Origin of the sequence: Aureibacter tunicatorum (genome assembly GCF_036492635.1) — a bacterium.
Lineage (GTDB): Bacteria > Bacteroidota > Bacteroidia > Cytophagales > Cyclobacteriaceae > Aureibacter > Aureibacter tunicatorum.
The window spans coordinates 281,269-307,139 of the sequence record NZ_AP025305.1 but is presented as its reverse complement, the minus strand read 5'-3'; the positions used below and the strand labels follow the sequence as shown (position 1 = coordinate 307,139).

At 37.9% G+C, this 25,871-nt stretch carries 26 protein-coding genes and 1 riboswitch; of the genes, 9 read left to right on the top strand and 17 right to left on the bottom strand.

The features are described from left to right. Positions 1-34 precede the first annotated feature (34 nt). Positions 35-1,489: an NADP-dependent isocitrate dehydrogenase gene (locus tag AABK36_RS01170; RefSeq protein ID WP_309937189.1), complete on the top strand. Its 1,455-nt coding sequence runs from the start codon at positions 35-37 to the stop codon at positions 1,487-1,489. A gap of 64 nt (positions 1,490-1,553) precedes the next feature. On the opposite strand, the gene AABK36_RS01165 is transcribed toward AABK36_RS01170, so the two are convergent. Beyond that, the gene (locus AABK36_RS01165) at positions 1,554-2,498 is read right to left on the bottom strand and encodes an NAD-dependent epimerase/dehydratase family protein (protein WP_309937188.1); all 945 of its coding nucleotides are present in this window, start codon (positions 2,496-2,498) and stop codon (positions 1,554-1,556) included. A gap of 121 nt (positions 2,499-2,619) precedes the next feature. On the opposite strand from AABK36_RS01165, the gene AABK36_RS01160 reads away from it, so the two are divergent. Together AABK36_RS01160 and kbl are read left to right on the top strand one after the other, a co-directional pair. After that, a complete protein-coding gene (locus AABK36_RS01160; RefSeq protein ID WP_309937187.1) occupies positions 2,620-2,877 on the top strand; it encodes a hypothetical protein in 258 nt (85 codons plus the stop codon). A gap of 17 nt (positions 2,878-2,894) precedes the next feature. After that, complete coding sequence (gene kbl / locus AABK36_RS01155) at positions 2,895-4,085, top strand: glycine C-acetyltransferase (protein ID WP_309937186.1); 1,191 nt, start codon at positions 2,895-2,897, stop codon at positions 4,083-4,085. 65 nt (positions 4,086-4,150) lie between these two features. On the opposite strand, the gene rplS is transcribed toward kbl, so the two are convergent. From rplS to AABK36_RS01135, 4 genes are all read right to left on the bottom strand, one after another. Beyond that, complete coding sequence (gene rplS / locus AABK36_RS01150) at positions 4,151-4,504, bottom strand: 50S ribosomal protein L19 (RefSeq protein ID WP_309937185.1); 354 nt, start codon at positions 4,502-4,504, stop codon at positions 4,151-4,153. A gap of 77 nt (positions 4,505-4,581) precedes the next feature. Then, entirely contained in the window at positions 4,582-5,268 is a 687-nt protein-coding gene (gene trmD, locus AABK36_RS01145; protein WP_309937931.1) for a tRNA (guanosine(37)-N1)-methyltransferase TrmD, read from the bottom strand. An 8-nt stretch (positions 5,269-5,276) separates the two neighbouring features. Beyond that, complete coding sequence (gene rimM, locus AABK36_RS01140) at positions 5,277-5,804, bottom strand: ribosome maturation factor RimM (protein ID WP_309937184.1); 528 nt, start codon at positions 5,802-5,804, stop codon at positions 5,277-5,279. A 16-nt stretch (positions 5,805-5,820) separates the two neighbouring features. Next, entirely contained in the window at positions 5,821-6,351 is a 531-nt protein-coding gene (locus tag AABK36_RS01135) for a 30S ribosomal protein S16 (protein ID WP_309937183.1), read from the bottom strand. 159 nt (positions 6,352-6,510) lie between these two features. On the opposite strand from AABK36_RS01135, the gene AABK36_RS01130 reads away from it, so the two are divergent. Continuing rightward, entirely contained in the window at positions 6,511-7,020 is a 510-nt protein-coding gene (locus tag AABK36_RS01130; protein WP_309937182.1) for a cupin domain-containing protein, read from the top strand. A gap of 22 nt (positions 7,021-7,042) precedes the next feature. Here AABK36_RS01130 and AABK36_RS01125 read toward each other — a convergent pair whose 3' ends face one another. The 9 genes from AABK36_RS01125 to AABK36_RS01085 all read right to left on the bottom strand — a co-directional run bounded on the left by AABK36_RS01125 (position 7,043) and on the right by AABK36_RS01085 (position 16,846). Next, complete coding sequence (locus tag AABK36_RS01125) at positions 7,043-7,963, bottom strand: bestrophin family protein (RefSeq protein WP_309937181.1); 921 nt, start codon at positions 7,961-7,963, stop codon at positions 7,043-7,045. 141 nt (positions 7,964-8,104) lie between these two features. Continuing rightward, positions 8,105-8,974 (bottom strand): helix-turn-helix domain-containing protein, encoded by an 870-nt coding sequence (locus tag AABK36_RS01120; protein WP_309937180.1) that lies wholly within the window; start codon positions 8,972-8,974, stop codon positions 8,105-8,107. Between the two features lie 392 nt (positions 8,975-9,366). Then, positions 9,367-9,876: a hypothetical protein gene (locus AABK36_RS01115; protein WP_309937179.1), complete on the bottom strand. Its 510-nt coding sequence runs from the start codon at positions 9,874-9,876 to the stop codon at positions 9,367-9,369. A 107-nt stretch (positions 9,877-9,983) separates the two neighbouring features. After that, positions 9,984-11,051, bottom strand: a complete 1,068-nt coding sequence (locus AABK36_RS01110) for a homoserine O-acetyltransferase family protein (RefSeq protein WP_309937178.1) — start codon at positions 11,049-11,051, stop codon at positions 9,984-9,986. Positions 11,052-11,118: 67 nt separating this feature from the next. Then, complete coding sequence (locus AABK36_RS01105) at positions 11,119-12,444, bottom strand: O-acetylhomoserine aminocarboxypropyltransferase/cysteine synthase family protein (RefSeq protein ID WP_309937177.1); 1,326 nt, start codon at positions 12,442-12,444, stop codon at positions 11,119-11,121. A 226-nt stretch (positions 12,445-12,670) separates the two neighbouring features. Further along, positions 12,671-12,779: riboswitch (SAM riboswitch) on the bottom strand. A 126-nt stretch (positions 12,780-12,905) separates the two neighbouring features. Further along, on the bottom strand, positions 12,906-13,295 hold the full coding sequence (locus AABK36_RS01100) for a hypothetical protein (protein WP_309937176.1): 390 nt from the start codon (positions 13,293-13,295) through the stop codon (positions 12,906-12,908). Between the two features lie 36 nt (positions 13,296-13,331). Then, positions 13,332-15,344, bottom strand: coding sequence for an alpha amylase C-terminal domain-containing protein (locus tag AABK36_RS01095; RefSeq protein WP_309937175.1), 2,013 nt, complete (start codon positions 15,342-15,344; stop codon positions 13,332-13,334). 129 nt (positions 15,345-15,473) lie between these two features. After that, the gene (locus AABK36_RS01090) at positions 15,474-16,148 is read right to left on the bottom strand and encodes an HD domain-containing protein (RefSeq protein WP_309937174.1); all 675 of its coding nucleotides are present in this window, start codon (positions 16,146-16,148) and stop codon (positions 15,474-15,476) included. A gap of 275 nt (positions 16,149-16,423) precedes the next feature. Continuing rightward, positions 16,424-16,846 carry a secondary thiamine-phosphate synthase enzyme YjbQ gene (locus AABK36_RS01085; protein ID WP_309937172.1) on the bottom strand — a complete coding sequence of 141 codons (423 nt, stop codon included), beginning with the start codon at positions 16,844-16,846 and terminating at the stop codon, positions 16,424-16,426. 323 nt (positions 16,847-17,169) lie between these two features. Between AABK36_RS01085 and AABK36_RS01080 the strand changes: the two genes are divergently transcribed. From AABK36_RS01080 to AABK36_RS01060, 5 genes are all read left to right on the top strand, one after another. Continuing rightward, positions 17,170-18,960, top strand: a complete 1,791-nt coding sequence (locus AABK36_RS01080; protein ID WP_309937171.1) for an acyl-CoA dehydrogenase family protein — start codon at positions 17,170-17,172, stop codon at positions 18,958-18,960. A 138-nt stretch (positions 18,961-19,098) separates the two neighbouring features. Then, on the top strand, positions 19,099-20,142 hold the full coding sequence (locus AABK36_RS01075) for a hypothetical protein (RefSeq protein WP_309937169.1): 1,044 nt from the start codon (positions 19,099-19,101) through the stop codon (positions 20,140-20,142). A gap of 106 nt (positions 20,143-20,248) precedes the next feature. Beyond that, the gene (locus tag AABK36_RS01070; RefSeq protein ID WP_309937168.1) at positions 20,249-20,866 is read left to right on the top strand and encodes a riboflavin synthase; all 618 of its coding nucleotides are present in this window, start codon (positions 20,249-20,251) and stop codon (positions 20,864-20,866) included. Between the two features lie 114 nt (positions 20,867-20,980). Continuing rightward, a complete protein-coding gene (locus AABK36_RS01065) occupies positions 20,981-21,874 on the top strand; it encodes a helix-hairpin-helix domain-containing protein (protein ID WP_309937166.1) in 894 nt (297 codons plus the stop codon). Between the two features lie 101 nt (positions 21,875-21,975). Beyond that, positions 21,976-22,494 (top strand): peroxiredoxin family protein, encoded by a 519-nt coding sequence (locus AABK36_RS01060; protein WP_309937165.1) that lies wholly within the window; start codon positions 21,976-21,978, stop codon positions 22,492-22,494. Between the two features lie 78 nt (positions 22,495-22,572). Here AABK36_RS01060 and leuB read toward each other — a convergent pair whose 3' ends face one another. From leuB to leuC, 3 genes are all read right to left on the bottom strand, one after another. Continuing rightward, positions 22,573-23,649, bottom strand: coding sequence for a 3-isopropylmalate dehydrogenase (gene leuB, locus AABK36_RS01055; protein WP_309937164.1), 1,077 nt, complete (start codon positions 23,647-23,649; stop codon positions 22,573-22,575). Positions 23,650-23,800: 151 nt separating this feature from the next. Further along, positions 23,801-24,409, bottom strand: a complete 609-nt coding sequence (gene leuD / locus AABK36_RS01050; RefSeq protein ID WP_309937163.1) for a 3-isopropylmalate dehydratase small subunit — start codon at positions 24,407-24,409, stop codon at positions 23,801-23,803. Positions 24,410-24,435: 26 nt separating this feature from the next. Further along, on the bottom strand, positions 24,436-25,851 hold the full coding sequence (gene leuC / locus AABK36_RS01045; protein ID WP_309937162.1) for a 3-isopropylmalate dehydratase large subunit: 1,416 nt from the start codon (positions 25,849-25,851) through the stop codon (positions 24,436-24,438). Positions 25,852-25,871 lie beyond the last annotated feature (20 nt).

Here is a 25,871-nt window from a genome sequence, read left to right as displayed (position 1 = left end):
ATAGATATTCAATCATCAAACGTCATTTTTTACCATGGTCAATAAAAAAATCACCGTAGCGTACGGAGACGGAATAGGCCCAGAGATTATGAAGGCTACCCTTGATATTATCAAGGCGGCTGGAGCCAGAATCGAAACCGACATTATTGAAATCGGAAAAGAGGTGTACCTTAAAGGCATATCTGCTGGTATAGAACCTCAATCCTGGGACTCGCTCAAAGAAACAAAAGTATTTCTTAAAGCCCCTATTACCACTCCTCAAGGAGGAGGATTCAAAAGCCTTAATGTCACTACTCGTAAAACTCTAGGCCTATACGCCAATGTAAGACCATGCAGAGCATTGTCGCCATATGTGCATACCCATCACCCAAAGACAGACATTGTCATTGTTCGTGAAAATGAGGAAGACTTGTACGCAGGCATCGAGCACCAGCAAACTGACGAGGTCGTTCAATGCATCAAGCTAATCTCTAGACCCGGCTGTGAAAGAATCGTAAGATACGCTTTTGAATACGCTAAAGCTTATGGCAGAAAAAAAGTCACTTGCATGACCAAAGACAATATCATGAAGCAAGCTGACGGCCTATTCCATCAAGTATTCAATGAAATCGGTGAAGAATATCCTGAAATCGAAAAAGACCATATTATTATAGATATCGGCTCTGCTATCGTAGCTGACAAACCTGAAACGCTTGACGTTGTCGTGACGCTTAATTTGTATGGAGATATAATTTCCGACATTGCAGCTCAAATCACAGGCTCTGTTGGCTTGGGAGGCTCTTCGAATATTGGCCAAAACTACGCAATGTTTGAAGCAATCCATGGATCCGCGCCTGACATTGCCGGCAAGAATATCGCAAACCCTTCAGGACTGCTTAATGGAGCTATCATGATGCTTGTGCATATAGGCCAGCCTGATATCGCCACAATCGTTCATAATGCCTGGTTGAGAACTATCGAAGATGGCATACACACTGGAGACATCTACAAAGAAGGATTAAGCACTCAAAAAGTTGGGACTAAAGAGTTTGCAGAAGCTGTTATCAAAAGATTAGGTGAAAAACCCATCGAAATACCTGCTGTCGAATACACTCAACAAGAAACTGAAGCAGAAAACGAAAATGTAAACATCGAGTCAGCAAAGCCAAAAGAAAAGGCTTTAGTAGGAGTGGATGTTTTTCTTAATTGGAATGAAGGAAACAGAAACCCTAATGTATTGGGTGAATTGCTGGAGAAGCTTGAAATTGAAAACCTTTCACTAAAAGTAATCACCAGCAGAGGCGTAAAAGTGTACCCTCACGGCAATCCTGAAACTTTTAAAGCAGACCACTGGATATGCAGATTTTACGCTAATGAAGATATTGCTAAACCTTCGGATATTATCAAGCTCTTGGACACTCTAAATCAAAACGGACTGGAGTTCGTTAAAACAGAGCATTTATATACTTTCGATGGAGAAAGAGGTTTCTCACTCGCGCAAGGAGAATAGTAACTGCTTTTATTTTCTTCAAAAAAAGAGATCGCTCTAAACTTAAAGCGATCTCTTTTATTTTTTATTTCAGAATCTTCGCCAAATTCAATAATATATCGTCTGACATCGCATTAAGATCGAATTCTTCTTTCCATGCCCAATCTCTTCTGGCTACCTGATCGTCTATCGAATCAGGCCATGACGCGGCTATATCTTGCCTATGATCAGGAGCATAGCCAATCTTGAAGTCTGGGTAATGCCTTTGAATAGACGCCTCTATCTCCTCCGGATCAAATGACATCGCCGACATGTTGTAACTCGTTCTGATTGTGATATTTTTCGCTGGAGCTTCCATCAACTCAATTGTGCCACGAACAGCATCATTCATATACATCATAGGCAATGGCTCTCCTTTCGATAGGAAACAATCAAATGCTTCGCCTTTCACAGCTTTAAAGTAAATATCAACCGCATAATCAGTTGTACCACCACCCGGCATTGCTTTGTAGCCAATAAGTCCTGGATATCTGATACTTCTCACATCCACTCCAAACTTGTTGTAATAATACTCGCACAATCTCTCTCCTGCCAGCTTGCTTATTCCATACATAGTCGTAGGGTTCGTCACTGTATCCTGAGGCGTATTCGCTTTAGGAGTATCCGGCCCGAATACAGCCATTGAGCTTGGCCAGTAAATTTTATCCAGCTTTTTAATTCGCGCTATTTCAAGCACATTCATCAAGCCTCCCATATTTAAATCCCAAGCTAACTTAGGCTTGGATTCTCCCACAGAAGACAATATTGCCGCCAAATTATAAATCTGCGTGATTTCATATTTATCAACGACTTCCTCTAATCTCTGATAATCCAAGACATCGATTCTCTCAAAAAGTCCTTCATGAGCCAATGGATGATTTTCCGAAATATCCGATGCGATAACATTTGAATCGCCATATATTTTCCTCAATTCCAAGGTTAATTCAGAACCTAATTGGCCAAAAGCCCCGATTACTAAAATTTTATTCATAGCTTTCTATATGTCTTCTTATATTTTAACACAAATATATAACGATTAAGAGCTTAAAAAAAATAGCCAAAAAAATTGAAAACTATTCTTTTTACTTATTTTTGACTAAAAGTTACTGCTCATGAACTTCGAAGAATATCTTGCGAGTAAAAAAATAGACTCAGTAAAATTCAAAAAAGACGATTCTGCACTTTGGCATGAATTCGAAAATCATTTCGAGCAAATGCACCCTAAAAGCTTTACAGCGCAAAAACTTTATCTTATAAACAACTTAAGGAGAAAATATACTCTAACTCCTCAAGACGATGAAATTGCTAAAGGCTCTACAAAAAGCTCAACACCTGTAATTCCAAAAAGAAAAGTTCAAATCAAAAAATAAATAAATATAAGGTTCCAATGTACGATACACTAAAACCCGTATTAGAAAAACAACTTCAAGAAATAAAAGACGCTGGTCTTTATAAAGAAGAAAGAATCATCGTAGGCCCTCAAGGAGCCGATATCAAGCTTGAAGATGGCAGCGAAGTTATTAATTTCTGCGCCAACAACTATTTAGGACTTTCATCTCATCCAAAAGTTATCGAATCAGCGAAAAAAGCGCTTGACGAGCATGGATACGGGATGTCATCTGTAAGATTTATCTGCGGAACTCAAGATATACATAAAAAACTTGAAAAAAAGATTTCCGAATTTCTAGGCACAGAGGATACTATTCTTTACGTAGCTTGTTTTGACGCCAACGGAGGTGTTTTCGAACCTTTATTGAATGCTGGTGGAGCAATCATATCCGACCAACTAAACCACGCTTCCATAATCGACGGCGTGAGGCTTTGCAAAGCTCAAAGATACAGATACAAGCATAATGACATGGAGGATCTAGAGGCTCAATTAATTGCTTCTCAAGATGCTGAACATAGACTGATCGTTACTGACTCTGTATTCTCGATGGACGGCACAATCGCGCAATTAGACAAAATCTGCGATCTAGCTGACAAGTACAAAGCACTTGTCATGATTGACGAAAGCCATTCGTCAGGATTCATGGGAGCAAATGGTCGTGGTGTTCATGAGCTATGCGATGTTATCGACAGAGTTGATATCATTACCAGCACATTAGGAAAAGCTTTAGGCGGAGCTTCTGGTGGATTCACATCTGGAAAAAAAGAGATCATCGACATGCTAAGACAAAAGTCGAGACCTTATTTGTTTTCCAACACGCTTTCGCCATCTATCACAGCCGCCTCTATCGATGTGATTGATCTTATATCATCAACATCAGACTTAAGAGACCAATTGATGGAGAATACTAAATACTTCAGAGAAAAAATGACTGAAGCAGGATTCGACATCAAGCCTGGAACTCACCCAATATGCCCGGTGATGCTTTATGATGCGAAACTAGCTCAAGCGTTCGCTTCTAAAATGCTTGATAGAGGTATTTATGTTATTGGATTCTACTACCCAGTTGTGCCTCAAGGACAAGCTCGTATTAGAGTTCAAATTTCTGCAGTGCACACACAAGAGCACCTTGACAAAGCAATCAACGCTTTCATCGAAGTAGGCAAAGAACTTAAAGTCATTGACTAAACAAAAAAAGAGGCCTTCGAATGAAGCGCCTCTTTTCACAACTGTTTCTTTGAACGAAGAAATTATTATCTTTTCTCCTTGATTCTCGCAGATTTTCCGTATCTACCTCTTAAGTAGTATAGACGAGCTCTTCTCACCGCACCTCTTCTAATCACTTCGATCTTATCGATGTTAGGAGAAAGCATAGGGAAAATTCTTTCCACACCTATACCATTAGAAATCTTACGAACAGTGAATGTTTCACCATTTGATCCAACATTTTTGATTTGGATAACTGTTCCTTGATACTGCTGAATTCTTTCTTTTTCACCTTCTTTAATTTTGCAGTATACGTTTACAGTATCTCCTGCTTTAAATTCAGGAAGGGCAGCTCTTTTTTCTTTATATTCTTCTTCGATTAATTTAATTAAATCGCTCATTGCTTTAAGAGTTAAGGCCAACCTTTCGGTAACCAAATATTATTAATTAAAAGTTCTATTTGCTAAAACTCAAGAGACTATCTTTTGTTACTCTTGAGTAATTCCGGACGTCTTAGTTTAGTTCTCTCCAGAGATTGTTCAAATCTCCACTTTTCAATCTTCGCTTCATGCCCTGACAATAATATATCAGGAACTTTCATCCCTCTAAACTCAGACGGTCTACTATAAACCGGAGGAGCAACCAATCCATCTTGAAATGAATCTGTCAATGCTGAAGTTTCATCCGACAATACTCCTGGAAGCAATCTTACCACTGCGTCTGTGACAACAGCAGCTCCAAGTTCGCCTCCCGAAAGCACATAATCTCCCAAGCTAATTTCCTTTGTTACAAAATGCTCCCTGACTCTTTCATCGACACCTTTATAATGCCCACAGAGAATCAGCAAATTGCCTTTCAAAGCCAGCTCGTTAGCCATAGCTTGTTGAAACCTCTCGCCATCAGGACTCATATAGATGATCTCGTCATACTTCCTTTCAGTCTCCAGCGCTTCTATGCATCGAACAATCGGCTCGATTTGAAGCACCATGCCTGCGCCCGGACCGTACGCATAATCATCAACATTCTTATGCTTTTTGACGCTATAATCTCTCAGATTATGAATTCCTATCTCCACCAAACCTTTATCCTGAGCTCTTTGCATAATTGAATGTCCCAAGGGACTTTCCAACAACTCAGGCAATACGGTAATAATATCAATCCTCATCATTTCAACTAATCTTCAAGATACAGGTCAAGCAAACCATCAGGAAGATCTACGTCTATCTTCTGAAGTTTCTTGTCCACCGAGACCACGATGTCATCACTCAACGGAATAAGCACCTCTTTTTCTTTATGATCAACCTGCAAAAGCATTTGACTTGTAAGGTCAAGCACATTAAGCACTTTGCCTATATCTCCAGCTTCCTTGTCAATCACTTGCATCCCAATAAGTTCATGGTAGTAATATTTGCCTTCGCCTAAGTCCGGCAACACTTCCAATGGCAAGTACATTTCCATGCCTTTGAACTCATCAGCTTGCTCTGGGGTGTCAACTCCTTCAAATTTGACAATTACGCGTTGGTTGCTAAAGTGCACGTCTTCGACAAAGTAAGGCAATAAACTCTCGCCCTCTTTTAAGAATATTGCTTCAACCTCTTCGTACATTCCCGGTTCGTCAACGTCAAAAGTGACTAAAACCTCTCCTCTTAAGCCATGCTTCTTGACTATCGTTCCTAGATGATAACAATCTTCTATGCGCATGACTTTCTATAATTTACTATTCTTGCGTTTCTTCTGCTTCTGATTCAGCTTCGCCTGCCTCTTCTGCTGGAGCCGCAGCCGCTGCCGCCTCTTCGTCTCTCTTTTTCAAAGACTCTGCTCTTTCAGCATTAACTTTTGCTTCAGCGTCAAGCTTAGCTTTCTTCGCAGCATCCGCTGTTTGAGTCAATGAGCTAACTTTACCTTCGATCTTAGCGTCTTTCTGAGCTTTCCATTCAGCATATTTAGCATCAGCTTGCTCTTGAGTGATAGCACCCTTAGCAACACCTACTTGCAAATGCTTCTTGTACATTACACCTCTGTATGACAACAAAGTTCTTGCAGTATCAGTTGGCGTAGCACCATTCAATACCCACTGCACAGCTTTTTCTTCGTTGATAAGAACTGTAGCTGGGTTAGTGTTTGGATTGTACGAACCAATTTTCTCAATGAATTTACCATCACGTGGCGATCTTGAGTCAGCAACCACTACGTCGTAGATAGGTCTTCTTTTGCGTCCACGACGCGCTAATCTAATTTTTACTGCCATTGTATTAATTGTTTTGGTGAGGGATCCCGTCCCTCGGGTAACAAACTAAATTTCAGCTCGCAAAGTTACAGAATATTATTTTAATAAAAAACAGAAAGCATTAAATTGCTTTTTTAAAATTCAAATTAAAACTCTAATAATCAGACTCCTATTAAAATCATGAAGCAATTCTCAGCAAACTATTGGATCAACAGCCTCAATTTATCATCGCACCCTGAAGGAGGCCATTACAAGGAAACATATGCTTCAAGCATTATTCTTGACAAAAATTCTACTAACCAAAACTTCAGTGGAGACAGAAAACTGGCAACTTCAATTTACTTTCTTCTAGAAAAAAACGAAAAATCCCACTTGCATCGACTGAAGTCAGACGAAATCTGGTATCACCATTATGGAGATTCATTAACAATACACATTCTTGAAAATGGGGAAGCAAAAACAGAAATATTAGGTCCTGACATAGAAAATGGACAAAAAATGCAAGTCATCGTTCCTGCTGGGGCAATCTTTGGATCCGAATGCCGTGAAGGTGAATTTGGATACGGCCTAGTTGGTTGCATGGTAGCTCCAGGGTTCGATTTCGAAGATTTCGAGTTATTCAAAGCTTCCGAACTTGCATCTGAATATCCAAACCATCATGAGCTTTTAAAAAAAATGTGCTTGTCATAAAAAAATCATCGAAGGGGTTGCATTAAAGCAACACCCCTTCATTTGACTTAACTTTTTCCGGCAAATCAGTCTCTCCAAGCATTTGCAATAAATCTATTTCGATTGTCCTGCATAGTGCAGTCATTGGAATATCATTAGCCGCATTTTCAAATGGGTTTTTTAATTCCATCCCCAGCCTATCAGTAATAATCAATGTCAATCCTATAAATGTTCCTGTCATTATCTCAAACCAATCAAAACGCTCTACCTCAATAATTGCAAACGGCACCAGAGATGAAAAAATCCAAGCCATTGTTGTAGCAAAATGAGAAATATGCTCTGGAAAAACAGTGTTTTTAATACGTTCGCAACCTCCTTGAATATTATATAGTTCAATAAGGTTCTTATCCACCTCATAAAGCAATATATTATCCGAAAGGCTGCTTTTAAATGACGACCTCAACCTCTCACTCTGGATATGAGCGATGAAAGCAGGCACATTCTTCTTTTCCTTTAAATATTCAATTTCCTCCTCATCCACATACTTCCCTAACAAATCAAAATCTTCTTGATTTCTCAAGTGTAATCTCAATGCATTTATATAAGCCACATGCCTTAAAATCATCTCTTCCCTGAAGCTTTTTAAATCTTCTGAAGCATTTAAGTTTTCTCTCGTGACAAGCGTATTGATTTGCCTGGCGAAAGATCTGCTATAATTCACTAACGCTCCCCAAAGTTTTCGAGCTTCCCACCACCTCTCATAAGCTTCGTTTATACGAAACCCCAAAAATATGGAAAGAGCTGTTCCCAAAACACCCAAAATCGCAAAAGAAAATAAATCATGCTTGAACTCTGTTGTCGTATAGACAATCCAGGCAAATAATGATATGCTAATCAAATAAACCAAAGGTTTCATCGTCTCTTTCAGGACAAAACTAATTTTAACGCCATTTTTAATTACCATAGCTAAAAAATTTAAAAAATCATTTTATAAAACTATATAAACCTTACTCAAAATCCTCTTTCACAAACCATACTATAAAAAAAGGAAAGCCGTGAACAGCTCTCCTTTATCAATTTTAACCAATGTAATTTTTTCTCATATCTAGTCAATAAACAATTCGATATACTTGTTCGGATGCATACCCATAATCTTCTTGAATGTCTTATTGAAGAATGTCAAATTGTCAAATCCTAGATCTTGGCTTATGTCCTTAGTAGACTTCCCATCATGCTTCATCATCCTGACTGCTTCAGTCACAATACGCATCTCGATAATCTCCCTTGGAGTCTTATCCAAATACACTTGAGAAATTTTACCTAAATTAAGTTGAGAGATGCCAAGCTCATGGCAATACTCGCTTACGCTATGAAAAATTCTGTATTTCTTCTCTAGCAACTTAATAAAATTATTAAAAATCAAATACCCATCATTGACATCAAGATCATCAAAAGATGTCGAAAAGTGCTGTTGCTTGAATCTTTCAATATTGATCAAAACAACTCTAAGGATGTTTTTAACAATATCCAAGCTTCCGAACTCACCTTCTTGGCTATTTAAACTCTCTTGATGCAGCTTATCAAAAAACTCATCAAGGACTACATTGTAATTTGACTTGTATTCTATCCTTGTATTGATTCTCAAGTGATTGAAAAGATTGAATTTTGCATTCTGATTTTCAATGAAAGAATCCCTAAAAGCCACATAATACCCGTCCACATTAGTGTCTCGTGTAAAACGTCTTCGTTGGCCTTTAGTAATAAGATAAAAAGAATTTTCAGAGATTTCATACTCTTCATCGTCTATGACTATCTGTCCGCTTCCGGACTTCACCCACAATATCTCATTGATGACTGAACATTCACCTGGGATATTTAGGTCTGACGAAACAAATTCCTTTTCAAATCTTAAGATAAAAAAGTGTGCGTCATTTTGCGTTTGTAAACTTACAAAGCCTGTTTCTAATTCATGCATAACTCAATCAAGCATTTGGGGTTAACTCAAAAAACTTAAAAAAGGTATCTGTTGGAGTAAAAGGTATAATTTGTATTACGATAACATAACATTACAATTATAGGTAAAAAAAATCAAATTTTAATACTTTACTTGTGATAATAAGAACATTATAATGCATTTAAATAAAAAACAGCCTATTCAATATGTAATATTTATCTTGTATTTCAACATTAGAAAAAGATAACTATCAAAAAAGGGTTATAATATTTAACTATGCACACAATATATTGACATATATAGATAAATTATAAGACGGCAGATTAAAATACAGCTTGTAATAATTTGAGTGTTTTTAAAGTGAATATTTTTAAAGAAAAAAGCTAGAAAAATTTAACAGCACCCTTATTTCATCAATCTTTATTTAATTTGACAAAAAGTTTCAAGCTTGAATTTGAAGAGTAAGCTGAATATGGAATTTCAGTTTCCATTTTAATAAATGAAGATCCGTAATCAAGCACACTAAAATTAACCTCTTCGCCATTATTAATGAGGCCTTCTAATAAATCTCTTTGATCTGGATGAATATAAAATGAATAAGGCGTGAAAATGAGTTTCTTATTTAAAGCGTTAAGTCTCCAGACTCCAGAGATATTCCCGATTCTAAAAATATCCGGACTCTCAAACTCCACTTTCTGATTTATCAACCCTTTTAAAAAGTCTTCAGCACCCTTGATTGACTCTATAGCCACTTTTTCATCCCCTTCGAATACATCAGCGTTAATTTCAGAGACTTTCCAAATTCCATCGACATTTTCTTTCATCAAAAAGCTCAAGTCGTCTCGTGGATCGCTTTCGCAAGAAAAAGTGAATATTATTACACTAAAAAACAAAAAACTCAACGTTCGTACCCTTCTTATCATTCTCTTTTCATTTTAAGTATGAATAGAGAACAACAATAAGCTCACAAAGTTGAGTCAAATTAAATTATACTTCAATATTAATGAAATATATTATTATTTTCACAAAATTAGATTTGCACCTCAGCCGCTTTTAAATGAAAGCGCCTTTTCTGCTCTACTTTTTTATAGAAGTTGTTCACCTTTTCAGTCAGTTGATCTGCTTCCAATAAAAATCCATCATGTCCATAATCCGAATGAATTTCCGAATACGAACCAAAAAGAGCATGTTCAGCCATATGTTTTTGCTCAAGGGTAGGAAATAAGGTATCGGAGCTTACGCCAATGAACAAGGCTTCAGAAGTAAGATCATTCAACACATGTTCTACGCCTCCTCGATCTCTGCCAACATTATGGGAATCCATTGCTTTGCTTAACAGCCAATAAGTGTAAGCGTTAAATCTCCTGGCTAACTTTTCTCCTTGGTAATTTTGATATGAAGAAGCTTTAAAATTATCGATTTTCTCATCTGTATCTTCAGATTGAGATATATTATAAGTATTATAGTTTCTATATGAAATCAAAGCGATAGCTCTCGCCGTCTTCATTCCTTCAACACCGGCTTCAGGACTTCTTTCAGGCCAAGTTTGATCTTGCCTTATAGCCATGCGTTGCGATTCGTTAAATGCAACTCCCCATGGAGATTGCTTAGCATTTGATCCAATAGATATTAATCTTTCAAAAATATTTGGTTTGGAAATAGCCCATTCCAATGCTTGTTGTCCTCCCATTGAACAACCTATCAATGTATGAATTTTCTCAAAACCAAAATGATTTCTCAATATCTCAAACGCGCCAACTATATCTCGATTGGTCAATTGAGGAAAATCATGATAATAAGGTTCCCCTGTCTTCGGATTGTTGCTCAAAGGACCTGTGGACCCATAACAACCTCCAAGCATATTCGCGCAAATTACAAAATGCTTATCCGGGTCGAACAACTTTCCTTTACCAAACAAGCCAGGCCACCAATCAGTAAAATCGCCGCTCCCTGTAAATGCATGACAAACCCATATGACATTATCTTTCTCTGGATTGAGCTTCCCCATTGTAACGTAAAATAAATCGAAACAGGGCAAAATATCTCCAGACTCAACTTCATAAGGTTGATCGTACTTAAATACTTGATGCGACAACATATACATTTATTTTAAGGTGAATTCAAAGCAAGACCTTACTGAGAAGGCCTTGCTTATTATTTTTATTTTATACTAACTCTCCATTAACATTTTCAAGCCTCACAGCGTTGAAAGACTGCTGAAAATCCGCCTTCAAGTCATCGATATGCTCAATGCCAACCGACACTCTCAAAGTAGTAGGCTCAACACCCGCAGCCAATTGCTCTTGATCGCTCAACTGTTGGTGTGTTGTGGACGCAGGATGGATTATCAAACTCTTTGCATCTCCCACATTAGCCAAATGACTCACAATCTTCAAGTTATTAACGAATTGCTCCGCTATTTCCTTGCCTCCTTTAATCTTGAAAGTGAACACTCCTCCAAAACCTCTCTTCAAATACTTCTTAGCATTTTCATGAGTTGCGCTGGATTCTAATCCAGGATAGTTAACACTATCAACAGCCTCATGCTTCTCCAACCATTTAGCAAGCTCGATAGCATTTTCGCAAATTCTATCCATTCTCAAAGACAACGTTTCAAGACCTTGAATCAATTGAAACGAATTAAATGGACTCAAAGCAGGCCCCAAATCTCTCAAGCCTTCCACTCTAGCCCTGATTATAAAAGCAATATTTCCAAACGGACTATCAGAACCGAATGTTTCCCAGAAATTCAAGCCATGGTAACCTTCTGAAGGCTCCGAGAACTGTGGATACTTTCCATTGCCCCAATTATAGTTTCCTCCATCGATAATCACACCTCCGATGCTTGTTCCATGCCCTCCGATCCATTTAGTCGCAGATGCTGTCACTATATTAGCTCCATACTCCAATGGCCTGAATAAATAACCTCCAGCACCAAAGGTATTGTCCACTACAAATGGAATATCATGCTTCTTAGCGACTTCAGCTATAGCTTCAAAATCAACAACATTAAATGCCGGATTTCCTATAGTCTCTAGATAAATCGCTTTTGTATTTTCATCAATAAGTTTTTCAAAAGTCTCAGGCTCATTATCCTCAGTGAACTTCACATCTATGCCCAACCTTTTGAAAGCGACTTTGAATTGATTATATGTTCCTCCATAAAGGTTGCTGCTCGACACTATATTTTCGCCAGCGCTTACAATATTATTCAAAGCGATAAACTGAGCAGCTTGACCTGAAGCAACCGCAAGAGCAGCTACTCCGCCTTCCAAGGCAGCAATACGCTTTTCAAACACATCAGTCGTAGGGTTCATCAATCTTGTGTAGATATTCCCAAACTCTTTCAATGCGAATAGATTAGCTCCATGCTGAGCGTCTTTGAATACATATGAAGAAGTTTGGTAAATAGGAACAGCTCTAGAACCTGTCTCATCAACATCATGCCCTGCGTGTAATTGTAGTGTTTCGAATTTTAAATCGGTTGCCATAATTATATTGAGTTTACTTTTTTAGAATAAAATGATCCCTTACCAAATCATAATCGATAAGGATGTCGAAGGCCTTTTGGCCAATAAATAATAAAAGGATTAATTAATACGGGTCAGGTCAACCCATAGCAGGCATGCACATACAACACATATATTGCTTATAGCAATTAGCTATGATGAAGAATGATTCTGATGTGCGTTTTACTGAATTTTTCATAAATTTTTTAATTTATATTCTCCAAAAATTTATTGGATCAGGATTTAGCACCTTAACCTGTGGTGATTAGGTTGCTAGAGTTTCATCGAGCCTGTCTCTTCACTCTTCTTTATAAATCAACTATCGATAAGGATAATCAACTGATAAGCGAATATTGTAATTAATATTCGCATAAACAAAATTTTAGCAAAAAAATATTTAATAAAGCTCGCATTTATTTTGCGAGCTCTAATTTCACAACTGATCATTCATTTTTGACGCTTTCATTAAGACTGTCTCCAAAACTGCATTTCTCTATTTCATCGATTGTCACTCCCAGCTTATCACTGAAACTCTGAAGCATGCAAACATAAAGATCTTCCAGAACCATTGCTTTAAAACGAAGGTTGACGCTTGCCGGCACAACACGTGAACATTCATCCAATACTTGATGAACCGTTTCCAAACAACTTTCCTTTGTCTCTATTCCTATGCATCGATACACATCCGGACTCTGGCAAGAAGCTGAATCAATATTACTTCTAACAATACTTAAGAAATCATTTTTTCCCAAATTAGCCTCTTGAGCTTTGACCTCAAAAGTTGAAAGGAATATCGCAAAAATAGAAAACAGAAATACTCTGATCAGATTCATTTTGTTAATTTTTAATTCTGGAATACTTAGTTTCAATCAAATTTTTTTCAACACCAAACAAGTTCTATTGGTTGAATAAACCTTCATTCTTTTATCAATCACCGAATGAATCAAAGTATCATCTACTCTATTATGCCCTCCATACTTTTTATCATCAGAGTTAAGAATAATCTTATAGTCACCCTCCACTGGACAGTAAAATTCATAATCAGGAATCGACTTCACTGGGTGAAAGTTGAATACAAACACTAAATCTCCTCTCATGAAAGCAATCACCTTATTTTGATTATCAATATTCAATTCTACGATTTCATTGCTTTCTAAAACTTTATGCTTTTTAGCCAAATGAATCATGTCCTTGTCGAACTTGCTCAAAAATTGGTATTTCAAATTTTCATTATCGACCAGAGACCATTTTCTCTGAGCGTATTTAAAGCTCCAATGATTGCCTTCTCTAGGGAAGTCTATCCACTCAGGATGGCCAAACTCATTGCCTATGAAATTCAAATAACCTTCGCCTCCCAATGACAAAGTCAGCATTCGCAACATCTTATGCAAAGCAATACCGCGATCAATCACAAAATTAGGATCATCAGCATTCATGTGCCAATACATCTCCTTATCCATCAAGCGGAAAGCGATCGTCTTATCACCAACGATCGCTTGATCGTGAGATTCAGCATAAGCGATCACCGGCTCATTGGCTCTTCTATTATTCAAAACATGCCATATCTCATGCATATTCCATTGCTCATCTTTTTGCTCCTTAAGCAATTTTATCCAAAAATCAGGAACTCCCATAGCTAGCCTGTAGTCAAAGCCAATCCCTCCGTCTTTTTGCGGCAAGCCCAAGCCCGGCATACCACTCATGTCTTCCGCAATGGTTAGGCCATTGGTTTTCAATTCATGAACCAATTTATTTGCCAATTGCAAATAAAGCAATGCATCCCATTCGACATCATTAAAATACGTGTCGTAATGATCAAATGTCATAAAATCTCCGTGATGGAAATACATCATGGATGTGATACCGTCAAAACGATAGCCGTCAAAGTGGAATTCATCAATCCAATACTTAACATTCGAAAGCAAAAACTGCAACACTTCATCCTTGCCATAATTGAATAACTTGGAGTCCCATTGATTATGATAGCCCCTTCCCCCTGCATGAAAATACTGATCTTCCGAACCATCAAACTCATTCAGGCCTTCGGCGAAATTTTTGACAGAGTGAGAATGAACCAAATCCATAATCACCGCAATGCCTAACTCATGCGCCTTGTTAATCAATGATCTCAAGTCTTCCGCTGAGCCAAAATGATGGCAAGGAGCAAAGAAATTGGAAACATGATAGCCAAAGGATCCATAATACGGATGCTCTTTAATAGCCATCAATTGAATTACATTATAACCTAGCTTTTTAATTCTAGGCAAAACCAGCTCCTCAAACTCTTTATATGTGCCATAGCCTTCCTTCTCTTGAGCCATGCCTATATGAGCCTCATAAATCAAAGGAGCCTTGACTATCTTTTTAAGTTTTTTGGAAAAATCATCATCCTCCCATTCAAATTTAGAGCCTTTGACAGCAACAGCTCTATATTCGTGAGTATTTTTATCTTGCTTTACCTCTCTGATATACGCGGGGATTCTATCATGTCCGCCATTGTCACCTATTATATGAACTTTGAACTGATCACCTTCCTTCAATTCGCTTTCAGAAATGAATACTTCCCACAACCCATTGGCTGGATTCAACTTCATCAAATGAGATCTTCTATCCCATTGATTAAAATCACCAATCACAGACAGCAAAGCAGCCTTTGGAGCCCATTCTCTATACCACCAACCTTTCTTTTTTTTATCATAATGAATACCAAGGGTATCATAAGACGACGCATATTCCGATAGACTGCCATGGTCGTTCTCTATCCTTTTCAAAGTCTTTTTATATCGACTTATTCTTCCTCTGATATCTTCTTCAAACGGCGCTAGCCATGGATCCAATTTTATTATTTTAGGGACGCTTTTCTTCTTGTGAGTCGATTTCATAAAAATGTATAATAATATGATGTAAAAATGCGGACAACATTATTTTGAAATAGAGTTCCGACTTTTTCTATTGAAATTACGCAAATTCAGCTTTTGCTGTTGTATAGTGAAGTGATAAATAAACGCTTGCTATTGCTTGCCTTCCCACTCTCTTAAAAATCGTTCTAAAAACTCAAGCATAAATCCATGCCTTTCCTCAGCTATTCTCAAAGCCGTAGAAGTGTGCATCAGTTCTTTCAACAATAAAAGCTTCTCATAAAAATGATTGATTGTTGGCCCTTCGTTCTTTTTATACTCTTCAAAGCTGCTATGAAGAACCGGCTTGACTTCAGGATCATGCATTGCCCTCGATTTCGCCCCGCCATAAGCAAATGTTCTTGCGATCCCTATCGCCCCAATAGCATCCAATCTATCAGCATCCTGCACGATTTTGCCTTCCAAAGTCGATGGGGTTGTATCCACTCCAGCTCCCTTGTATGACACTTCCTCCACTATTCGTTTGACCTTCTCGACAATTAGCTTATCAACACCTGCTTCAAGCAAAATTTCTCCCGCTACTCTAGGCCCAACCTTATCGTCTCCATCATGAAACTTATGGTCAGCTATATCATGAAGCAAGGCAGCCAGTTCAATGACAAAGATATCTCCCCCTTCAATATCTGCAATGCTCTTTGCCAAACTATAAACCCTATGTATATGCCACCAATCATGCCCGGAACCTTCGCCTAAAAATTTGTCCTTAACCAAACTCTTGATGGACTCGATTTGAAATTGTTGTTTTTCACTTAGATTGTCTCCTGTCATAATTGCAAAATGATATATTCAGTGATAAAACTCATCATTTTTTATGAATAAAAAAAAGACCAATAAAATAAATTATTGGCCCAAGGAGAATTGTAAATAGGTGTATCGTTATTAAGTGTTGTTCAAATTAAAAAGAGAATAACTCGGCTCGCCTCGTTATTCTCTTGACTAAAGTTTTATCCACATTATTCCCTTAAAATATAATAATGGCCTTAGTCATCGACTGTTTCCTCTAAAACCCAAAGGATATAATTAATTATACAAAATAAAAGAACTCAAATTCCCATGACCGTAGCCACCAAAGATCTTGCACCTCCGTGATTACGATGCTCGCAAAGGTATATCCCTTGCCAAGTGCCTACATTCAAATGTCCATCGCTAATAGGCAACATCAAACTTGAATCTGTCAATACTGATTTGATATGAGCAGGCATATCATCACTTCCTTCCAAAGTGTGTTCGTAATATGACTCGTTCTCCGGCACGTACTTGTCAAAATACTTTTCCATATCTGATCTGACCGTAGGATCCGCATTCTCATTCAGAGCTAAACTTGCTGATGTATGTTTTATAAACAATTGCAAAGTTCCCGCCTTGAATTCCGAAAGCTCACTTAGTTGATGAAGAACCTCATTTGTCACTAAATGAAAACCTCTGGATTTTGAAGTTAATACTATTTCTTTCTGAAACACTCTCATAGGCATCTATTTCTTTACTTTTCCACATCAATAATGTTGATAAGTGGATAAAGTTACTCTCAACATGTAGATAAATCCTAAAATAGTGTTGATAGTTTAACTTTCATCACATTACTTATACAAACTTAATAATAAAAAACTAATTATCCACATTTTGAATGTGGATATGTGGAAAAATATCAACATTTATCGACACTCCTCAAAAACCTTATCCACAAGCCTTATAAACTGGCATAAAACTGGAAGTTTAAATCTTACTGATAAGGTCAAATCAAATTATCAGCAACTCCATTCCCATTTTTTCTAAACGATAATAATTTAATATGCCTGAAGAACAGAAGAACATAGTTGGAGGAGAATTCATTGTCAAATCCACCGCCCCTGAAAAAGTGTTCATTCCCGAAGAATGGACTGAAGAACAAAAAATGATTGCTCAAACATGCAAGGACTTCGTCGACATGGAAGTTATTCCAAAAATCGCTGAAATTGACTCCATGCAACATCCAGAAATCATGCCTTCATTGCTTGACAAAGCGGGAGAGCTCGGCTTATTGGCTACTTCAGTTCCAGAAGAATACGGCGGCTTTGGCATGGACTTCAACTCATCCATGTTAGTTGGAGAAAAAGTGGGTTCAGGCTTTTCATTTGCTGTAGCTCTTTCAGCTCATACTGGTATTGGGACTTTGCCAATATTATATTATGGAAACGAAGAGCAAAAGAAAAAATATATACCAAAGTTAGCCACAGGGGAATTCAAAGCTTGCTATTGCTTGACAGAGCCAGGCTCTGGTTCTGATGCCAATGCGGCTAAATCCAAAGCAACGCTCAGCGAAGATGGCAAGCATTATATACTCAATGGCCAAAAAATGTGGATCACCAATGGTGGTTTTGCAGATATTCTTATTGTCTTCGCCAAGATAGATAATGACAGAAATTTAACCGCTTTCATCTTGGAAAGATCTTGGGAAGGTATCACAATGAATGCGGAAGAAAAGAAAATGGGAATAAAAGGCTCCTCCACAAGACAAGTGTTCTTCAACAACGTCAAAGTTCCAATAGAAAATCTGCTTTATGAAAGAGAAAAAGGATTTAGAATCGCCTTGAACATTCTTAATATCGGAAGAATAAAACTTTCAGCGGCAACACTAGGAGCAGCCAAAGACGCAATCGTCAACTCATCAACCTACGCGACTGAAAGAAAGCAATTTGGCCAATCTATAAGCGAATTTGGAGCTATCAAGCATAAAATCGCTGAAATGGCCAGTAGAGTCTATTCCTCGGAAGCAGCATGTTACAGAGCCGGTCAAAATATAGACGATGCTTATTATAAAATGATTGAACAAGGAATGGATCCTTCCGAAGCGAAACTAAAATCCGTAGAGGAATTTGCCATTGAATGCGCAATGATGAAAGTACATGGTTCCGAGACTTTGGACTATGTAGTGGATGAAGCTGTCCAAACGTATGGCGGAATGGGCTATTCTCAAGAAACACCCGTAGAAAGAGCCTACAGGGATTCGCGCATCAATAGGATCTTTGAAGGCACCAATGAGATCAACCGACTTCTTACAGTCGATATGCTTATCAGAAAAAATATCAAAGGAAAGATCAACCTTATCGGCCCTGCTTCGGAAGTTGCCAAAGAACTACTCTCTATTCCCGACATGGTTGAAAGCAACTCTTCTGAATTCATGAGTGAAGAAATAAATATTGTCAAAAATCTCAAAAAACTATGCTTGCTTATCGCCGGAGCTGCATTTAAAAAATATAAAGAACAACTAAAAAGCGAGCAGGAAATCTTAATGAATATTGCGGATATGCTCATCCAAATATATGTATCTGAATCCTCTATCCTAAGAACGCAAAAATCAAAATCTCTTGGCAAAGATTTTGATTCAAGATTATTAGCTTCTAAAATATATCTTCACAAAGCAGTAGAAGATATCACTAAAGCCGCCAAAGAAGCTATTTTTGCGATATCTGAAGGCGATGAACAAAGAATGCTTCTTATTGGCATGAAGAGATTCTCAAAAATCAAGGCATACAACCTTAAAGAAGCAAGGAGACAACTCGCTGACAAAATCTTGTCTGAAAAAAAATATATTTTCGTATAACTACTCTGTACATATTACACTACAGTAAAAGGAAGTCCATCAAGGCTTCCTTTTTCATTTTAAAATCACAAAATATTAAACTATTACCCTTCGTTTAGTGGTTGAGGAAAAAATGATCATTCACTAATCACACGCAGGATGGCTATCATTAGCAAAAAGAAACTCCAATACCCAATCAGTTCGTCACTCAATAAATACTTGACAAGGTACAGCCGGTCTGAAAACCTTCCCATTGAATACGATGATCTGCTAAGGTTTGACAATGCCATTCCTTTGCATGATAAAAATGACGAAGACACGCTTTGGGAGACGGTCTATTACTCTCCATTGGAAATGGAGTACATCCATCATTCCTTAAAAGAAATATACGCATACCTTAAATCCGGCGGAGACCTTTCAGTAATTGAGCATTTATATATAGAAAGAATAGACTTGTGCATCTATGGCAATACCAAACCTTTCAGAATTCGTATTGTCAACAAGATCAATGACTTGTTCGATTATTTCTATATCAAAAAAATAGACGCCTCAAGGGTATATGGATTGGAGCTGGAGCACCTGCTTTCTCCTAATACAATCAACTTCCTTGTCAACAAGCATACATTAGTTGAAGAGCATATTCAAGGAATTCCCGGCGATCAGTTTATCAAAAAGTTCATTAAAAGTCGAACTACAAATGAAATCCGGCTTGCCAAAGAATTTGTAAAATTCAACGAAAGATGCTTTGTAAGGCTACTCGGAGATATGCATTCATGCAATTTTGTCATTGAGATCATTCCAGATTTTGACGAGATACATTATCGCATAAGGCCAATAGATTTCGATCAACAAAGCTATGAAGGAAGAAGAGTCATTTATTTGCCGCAATATTTCAAAGAGAATAATCCCATTATCAAACTCGGCCTTAAGCATATCACTCCAGAGCTTGAGTTGCAATATCAGAAAGAAGAAAGAGCTCGCCTGTCCAGAAGGTATCAAGCCTCCAAAGTAAGAATGAAGAGACTGCTATCCGCCATGGGAAAGGATGAAATCGCTAAAGAAGAGAATATCGACAATCTCAAAAAAGAATTGCATGAAATCTATCAGGACAAATCATTTCTGAAATGCTCAAACATGGGAGAAATCGTTCAAACAAGCTTGGAAATGCTTATCAAGCAGCCTACTCGAAAAAGGCCTCGATAACACAATATTAATAGTAATATTCAAGTCGAGGAACCTAAAAGTTTGTCCCTACGTAATTTGAAATTAACTTAGCATTCTTAAATCGTTTATATTAAGGCTTAATCACATGTTTACAGGTATAATTGAAAAAACCGGAATCATCCGAGATATTATAAAAGAAGGCTCTAATGTCATCTTCAAAATCGAATCTGAATTAGGACCAGAACTAAAGATAGACCAAAGCTTAGCGCACAATGGCGTTTGCCTGACAGTAACAGAAATACAAGGCAATATCTCGTCGGTAACAGCTGTGGATGAAACGCTTAAAAAGACCAATTTGGGCGATCTCCAAGTAGGAGATATCATCAATTTGGAACGAGCAATGGCTTCCAGCGGTAGATTTGACGGTCACGTAGTTCAAGGCCATGTAGATCAAGTTGGGACATGCACAAAAGTACAGGAGCTTGAAGGCAGCTGGCTTTACGATTTCGAATATGATTTCGACCTTCACCATAATGTGCTTGTTGAAAAAGGCTCAATTACAATAAATGGAGTAAGTCTGACTTGCTTTGATTGTGAAAATGGAAGCTTCAGAGTAACTATAATTCCTTATACACATGAGCATACCAACTTCAAAACTTTGAAGGCTGGAGACAACATCAATCTGGAATTTGATATCATAGGCAAATACGTTCAAAGGCTAATGGCTTCAGGATATCAAGATTTCATCAAAAAAAATATGTAAAAAGATCTATTTACAAAGCTTTATAGATCGCTTTTTGATAAATGGAAATCGCAAGTATTCAACAACAGTCTGATCTAATTATTCAGGCTGTTGTCTTCATTTATCAATAAATATATGTCGCTCAAAAAAATAAAAAATTATCTGGAAAAAGAGTTTGACTTAACAGCCAGCCAAATTAGATCCATTAGCGTATTATCCTTTCTGCTTATATTGCTTATCACAGGCAAATCATTTTATAAGATATGGCAAGCTGATATATCTCCAGTGACAGAAGTACAAGCTAAGCTACTTGATAGCCTCTCCTCAGCAGTTCCGCAAAAAGATTTCACAGAGAAATCATTCAACATTTTTAAATTCAACCCCAACACAGCTTCGGAAGAAGACCTAGTCTCTCTAGGCTTTAATAAATGGACATCGAAAAACATTATAAAATACAGATCAAAAGGCGGCGTTTTCAAAATAAAAAAAGACCTGTTCAAAATTTATAATATTGATTCCACATTGATTTTAACTTTATACGATTCTATAAATCTTCCAGAAAATATTTCTCAGCCCAAGAAGTCTAATTATTCTAAAAAAATTGGTCCTATAAAAAGTCAAGCGATTGCCAAAAAGCTAAGAAAATTCAATATCAATAAGATCACCGACGCAGACAAAGAAGACTTCAAGAGCATTAGACCCTATATCTTTGACCGAATGATCAGCTTTAGAAATAAATTAGGAGGAATCGTCGACAAAGCTCAGATTAAAGAAATATACGGCATCAATAATGATGAAATAGATCTCCTTATAAAACACGCATCTATTTCTTCAGATTTTACACCAAAAAAAATAAATATCCAGAATGCTACATTCAAACAATTGATACAGCATCCCTACCTCAATTACGAACAGACTAAAGCTATTTTCGCAGCTAAAAAAGAAGACTCCATTCTAAATTTTCAAATTCTAAAAGCCAAAATCCCTTCAATAAGCCTCCAATTAGAGCCATATATATCTTACGAATAGCAACAATCAAGCTTTCTCTAGGTTAGTATGAAAATGAGCGTTGCATAGACCTCTTTTACTCTAAGCGCTCAAATCTGCCACCCTTAAGAAAGATGATGATTGTGAGAAGTTTGATATTATTGTTTGTGGGAATTCTATGGAGTTTCAGCTCCTTAGCTCAAGAAGAAAAACTAAAAGAAGGCATGCTGGCTCCGAACATTTTGGGTCAAAACACCAAAGGAGAAACCGTAATTCTCTATGAAATCGAAGCCAAAGTAATCATCTTGCAGTTTTGGGCTTCATGGAACGAATATTCAATAGAACAAGCTAAAGAATCAATTCGTCCGATGTACAGAGTATTAAAAAATGAGGGTTTAGCGGTTGTAGGATTTAGTCTCGACGATTCCATCAAAGACTGGAAAAGAGCCATCAGTCAAAATCGAATCAATTGGATTCAAATCAGCGACGGACTGGGTTTTAACTCGCCTTTCTCCCAAGAGTATCATGTAAAGCAGATTCCTAGTCTGTTGATATTGGATGAAAACTTCAAGATTTTAAGCATTAATCCAACGCTGGATGAAATGGCTAATATTGTGGAAGGGCAAATATCTAAAATAGCCAAAAATGATTACGATAATTGATACAGTTTCTTTTTAAGAAAAATGCCACTTTGATGTACTCAAAGCGGCATTTTCTCAAAACAACAATTATAGTTATAATTACGCTGAAACTTTTTGCTTAATAATTTCAGCAATTGCATCACCTACCTCTTCAGTAGTATAATGTTTTTCTGCTTTGATATCTGGTGTTACAATACTCTCATTCAATGTTTGCTCCACAGCATCTCTAATAGACTTTGCTTCTTCTGCCATGCCAAATGAAGTTTCTAGAAGCATTGCCGCCGACAAAATCGTAGCCACAGGGTTGGCGATATTTTTTCCAGCACCCTGAGGGAAAGAACCGTGAATAGGCTCATACAATCCAATCTTATTACCAACTGAAGCTGAAGGCAACAAACCTAAAGAACCAGTAATCACTGAAGCTTCATCGGTGATGATGTCTCCAAACATATTTCCAGTAAGACAAACATCAAACTGAGCTGGATTTTGAATCATCTGCATAGCCGCATTATCCACAAAGATGTATTCAATCTCAATTTCAGGATATTCTGCTTCGCCTAATTCTTTAACTGTCTCTCTCCAAAGCCTTGATGTTGCAAGCACATTAGCCTTATCTATCAAAGTCAATTTTTTCTTTCTTCTACCCGCCGCTTCAAAAGCAAAACGACTCACTCTTTTGATCTCCTCTTTGCTGTAAACCATTGAGTCAAATGCGGTCTCGCCATTCTCGCTTCTTCCTCTTGGCTCTCCAAAATAGATACCTCCTGTTAGCTCTCTGAATACAACGAAATCCACACCGCTGATTATTTCCGGCTTCAGTGGCGAAGCATTTTCCAATATCTTGTAAGAAGTAACTGGTCTGATATTGCAGAAAAGACCCAACACTTTTCTCATCCTCAACAAACCTTGCTCAGGTCTAACTTTTGCCTTAGGGTCATTGTCATACTTAGGGTCTCCGATAGCTCCAAAAAGAATGGCATCCGAAGTCTCGCATACTTCTTGAGTCTCCGCCGGGAATGGATCACCTACCGCATCAATTGCAGAAGCTCCCACCAATGCCTCTTTATATTCAAATTCGTGATTATAAACTTCTGCCACAGCGTCCAAAGCTTTAATCGCTTGTTTTACTACTTCTGGTCCGATACCATCACCAGGCAATACAGCTATCTTTTTCATTTATATTATATTTAATATTTTCGAATTCATTTTAAAAAGCATAAGCAGCTCCAAAAGGAGCTGCTCATAATATCTCTAAAGAACATAAGAAAGAGGCCTGCGAGCAAGGCGTTTCCCGTCTCACAAACGCTCTTTTCTCTCTCCTTACTCTCTATACATTAGCGATCTTCTGCTTTCTGTTTTGCTCAAAAGCTTCGATCTTATCCTTGATGCTTAAGATATAATCGATATCGTCATACCCGTTAAGCAAACAAGTCTTCTTATAAATATTTATCTCAAAATTCTCCGATAAATCCGTTCCTTCGATGCGGATCACTTGCTCTTCCAAATCAACCTCGATAGAAGTTTCTGGATTACTCTCCAAGCTTTTAAAAATTTCTTTTAAAAACGTATCGCTTACCTGCACTGGCAACAACCCATTATTCAAAGCATTTCCTTTGAAGATATCAGCAAAGAATGATGACACCACCACTCTGAATCCGTAATCATACAGAGCCCAAGCGGCATGTTCTCTACTCGATCCGCATCCAAAATTTCTTCCAGCTACTAAGATCTTATTTCCTTCGTATTGGCTTTGGTTCAATATAAAACCTTCCTTAGGTGTATCGTCTGCATTGAATCTCCAATCTCTGAACAAATTGTTTCCAAACCCTTCTCTTGTCGTCACTTTCAAGAAGCGAGCAGGAATGATCTGGTCTGTATCGATATCCTCTATAGCAATCGGTGTTGGTCTTGAGTTTATTTTTTCAAATTTTTCCATTTTTGTCTCTGCTTAAAAGTGATGAATTAGTTGTCAAGTGGGTTTACAATCTTGCCATTTACAGCAACCGCAGCGGCCATCAATGGACTAGCAAGTAAAGTTCTGGAGCCCGGTCCTTGTCTTCCTTCGAAGTTTCTATTGGAAGTAGAAACGCAATATTCTCCTTTAGGAACTTTATCTTCATTCATCGCAAGACATGCTGAACATCCCGGTTCTCTAAGTTCAAAACCAGCTTCTTCCAGTACCTTGTCAATACCTTCTTCCTTAGCTTGCTTTTCAACTTGCTTGGATCCCGGCACAATCAAAGCAGTTACATTATCTGCTTTTTTCTTGCCTTTTACATATTCAGCCACCTCCCTCAAGTCTTCAATACGAGAGTTTGTGCAACTTCCAACAAACACATAATTCACAGGGAAGTCGATCAAAGATTGTCCTCCTTCAAATCCCATGTAATTCAATGCATTTTTGAAGCTGTCGACATTACTTTCCTCCACATCTTCCACTGTTGGAATATTGTCAGTAACTTTGATGCCCATACCTGGATTTGTACCGTAAGTAATCATCGCCTCAATATCAGCGGCATCATATGTCAACACACAATCAAACTCTGCTCCTTCGTCAGTAGTTAACTGTCTCCACTCTTCTACAGCCTCTTCAAAAGCCTCTCCTTGAGGAGCAAATTCTCTACCCTTGATATAATCAAATGTAATATCATCCGGAGCAATCATTCCTCCGCGAGCACCCATTTCGATGCTCATATTACATACTGTCATTCTTTCCTCCATGCTCAGCTGACGGATAGCATCGCCGGCATATTCCACAAAATAACCTGTGCCTCCAGAAGTCGAAATCTTAGAGATAATGTAAAGGATTATATCCTTCGCTCCCACTCCTTCTTTTAGCTCGCCGTTAACTTCGATCTTCATTGACTTCGGCTTATTTTGCAACAAACACTGCGTAGCCATTACCTGCTCCACTTGACTCGTTCCAATACCAAAAGCAATGCTACCAAAAGCTCCATGCGTAGACGTATGGCTATCACCACATACCATGGTCATTCCCGGCTGAGTGATACCCAGCTCTGGTCCGATCACGTGGACAATACCTTGGTAGGGATGTCCAAGCCCATATAGCTCCACTCCATGCTTTTCGCAGTTTTCAGTAAGTTTCTCCACTTGCTTTCTGCTTAGCGCTTCCACGATAGGCATGTGCTGATCTTTCGTTGGCACATTATGATCAGCGGTAGCAACTATCTGCTCAGGACGAAACAAAGGCACTCCTCTATTTTCAATACCAGCAAAAGCCTGAGGGCTTGTCACCTCGTGAATCAAGTGCTTATCTATGTACAATACCTGAGGTCCATCTTTAATCTCCTCAACAACGTGCGAATCCCATACCTTATCGAACAAAGTCTTTGGGCTATTATTATCTTGTGGTGTCAATTTATAATGCTTTATTTTTG

What these genes read in the sequence shown, in the direction of transcription:
- AABK36_RS01170 (WP_309937189.1), top strand. Translation starts at nt 35, where the DNA reads ATGGTCAATAAAAAAATCACCGTAGCGTACGGAGACGGAATAGGCCCA.
- AABK36_RS01165 (WP_309937188.1), bottom strand. Translation starts at nt 2,498, where the DNA reads ATGAATAAAATTTTAGTAATCGGGGCTTTTGGCCAATTAGGTTCTGAA.
- AABK36_RS01160 (WP_309937187.1), top strand. Translation starts at nt 2,620, where the DNA reads ATGAACTTCGAAGAATATCTTGCGAGTAAAAAAATAGACTCAGTAAAA.
- kbl (WP_309937186.1), top strand. Translation starts at nt 2,895, where the DNA reads ATGTACGATACACTAAAACCCGTATTAGAAAAACAACTTCAAGAAATA.
- rplS (WP_309937185.1), bottom strand. Translation starts at nt 4,504, where the DNA reads ATGAGCGATTTAATTAAATTAATCGAAGAAGAATATAAAGAAAAAAGA.
- trmD (WP_309937931.1), bottom strand. Translation starts at nt 5,268, where the DNA reads ATGAGGATTGATATTATTACCGTATTGCCTGAGTTGTTGGAAAGTCCC.
- rimM (WP_309937184.1), bottom strand. Translation starts at nt 5,804, where the DNA reads ATGCGCATAGAAGATTGTTATCATCTAGGAACGATAGTCAAGAAGCAT.
- AABK36_RS01135 (WP_309937183.1), bottom strand. Translation starts at nt 6,351, where the DNA reads ATGGCAGTAAAAATTAGATTAGCGCGTCGTGGACGCAAAAGAAGACCT.
- AABK36_RS01130 (WP_309937182.1), top strand. Translation starts at nt 6,511, where the DNA reads ATGAAGCAATTCTCAGCAAACTATTGGATCAACAGCCTCAATTTATCA.
- AABK36_RS01125 (WP_309937181.1), bottom strand. Translation starts at nt 7,963, where the DNA reads ATGGTAATTAAAAATGGCGTTAAAATTAGTTTTGTCCTGAAAGAGACG.
- AABK36_RS01120 (WP_309937180.1), bottom strand. Translation starts at nt 8,974, where the DNA reads ATGCATGAATTAGAAACAGGCTTTGTAAGTTTACAAACGCAAAATGAC.
- AABK36_RS01115 (WP_309937179.1), bottom strand. Translation starts at nt 9,876, where the DNA reads ATGATAAGAAGGGTACGAACGTTGAGTTTTTTGTTTTTTAGTGTAATA.
- AABK36_RS01110 (WP_309937178.1), bottom strand. Translation starts at nt 11,051, where the DNA reads ATGTTGTCGCATCAAGTATTTAAGTACGATCAACCTTATGAAGTTGAG.
- AABK36_RS01105 (WP_309937177.1), bottom strand. Translation starts at nt 12,444, where the DNA reads ATGGCAACCGATTTAAAATTCGAAACACTACAATTACACGCAGGGCAT.
- AABK36_RS01100 (WP_309937176.1), bottom strand. Translation starts at nt 13,295, where the DNA reads ATGAATCTGATCAGAGTATTTCTGTTTTCTATTTTTGCGATATTCCTT.
- AABK36_RS01095 (WP_309937175.1), bottom strand. Translation starts at nt 15,344, where the DNA reads ATGAAATCGACTCACAAGAAGAAAAGCGTCCCTAAAATAATAAAATTG.
- AABK36_RS01090 (WP_309937174.1), bottom strand. Translation starts at nt 16,148, where the DNA reads ATGACAGGAGACAATCTAAGTGAAAAACAACAATTTCAAATCGAGTCC.
- AABK36_RS01085 (WP_309937172.1), bottom strand. Translation starts at nt 16,846, where the DNA reads ATGAGAGTGTTTCAGAAAGAAATAGTATTAACTTCAAAATCCAGAGGT.
- AABK36_RS01080 (WP_309937171.1), top strand. Translation starts at nt 17,170, where the DNA reads ATGCCTGAAGAACAGAAGAACATAGTTGGAGGAGAATTCATTGTCAAA.
- AABK36_RS01075 (WP_309937169.1), top strand. Translation starts at nt 19,099, where the DNA reads ATGGCTATCATTAGCAAAAAGAAACTCCAATACCCAATCAGTTCGTCA.
- AABK36_RS01070 (WP_309937168.1), top strand. Translation starts at nt 20,249, where the DNA reads ATGTTTACAGGTATAATTGAAAAAACCGGAATCATCCGAGATATTATA.
- AABK36_RS01065 (WP_309937166.1), top strand. Translation starts at nt 20,981, where the DNA reads ATGTCGCTCAAAAAAATAAAAAATTATCTGGAAAAAGAGTTTGACTTA.
- leuB (WP_309937164.1), bottom strand. Translation starts at nt 23,649, where the DNA reads ATGAAAAAGATAGCTGTATTGCCTGGTGATGGTATCGGACCAGAAGTA.
- leuD (WP_309937163.1), bottom strand. Translation starts at nt 24,409, where the DNA reads ATGGAAAAATTTGAAAAAATAAACTCAAGACCAACACCGATTGCTATA.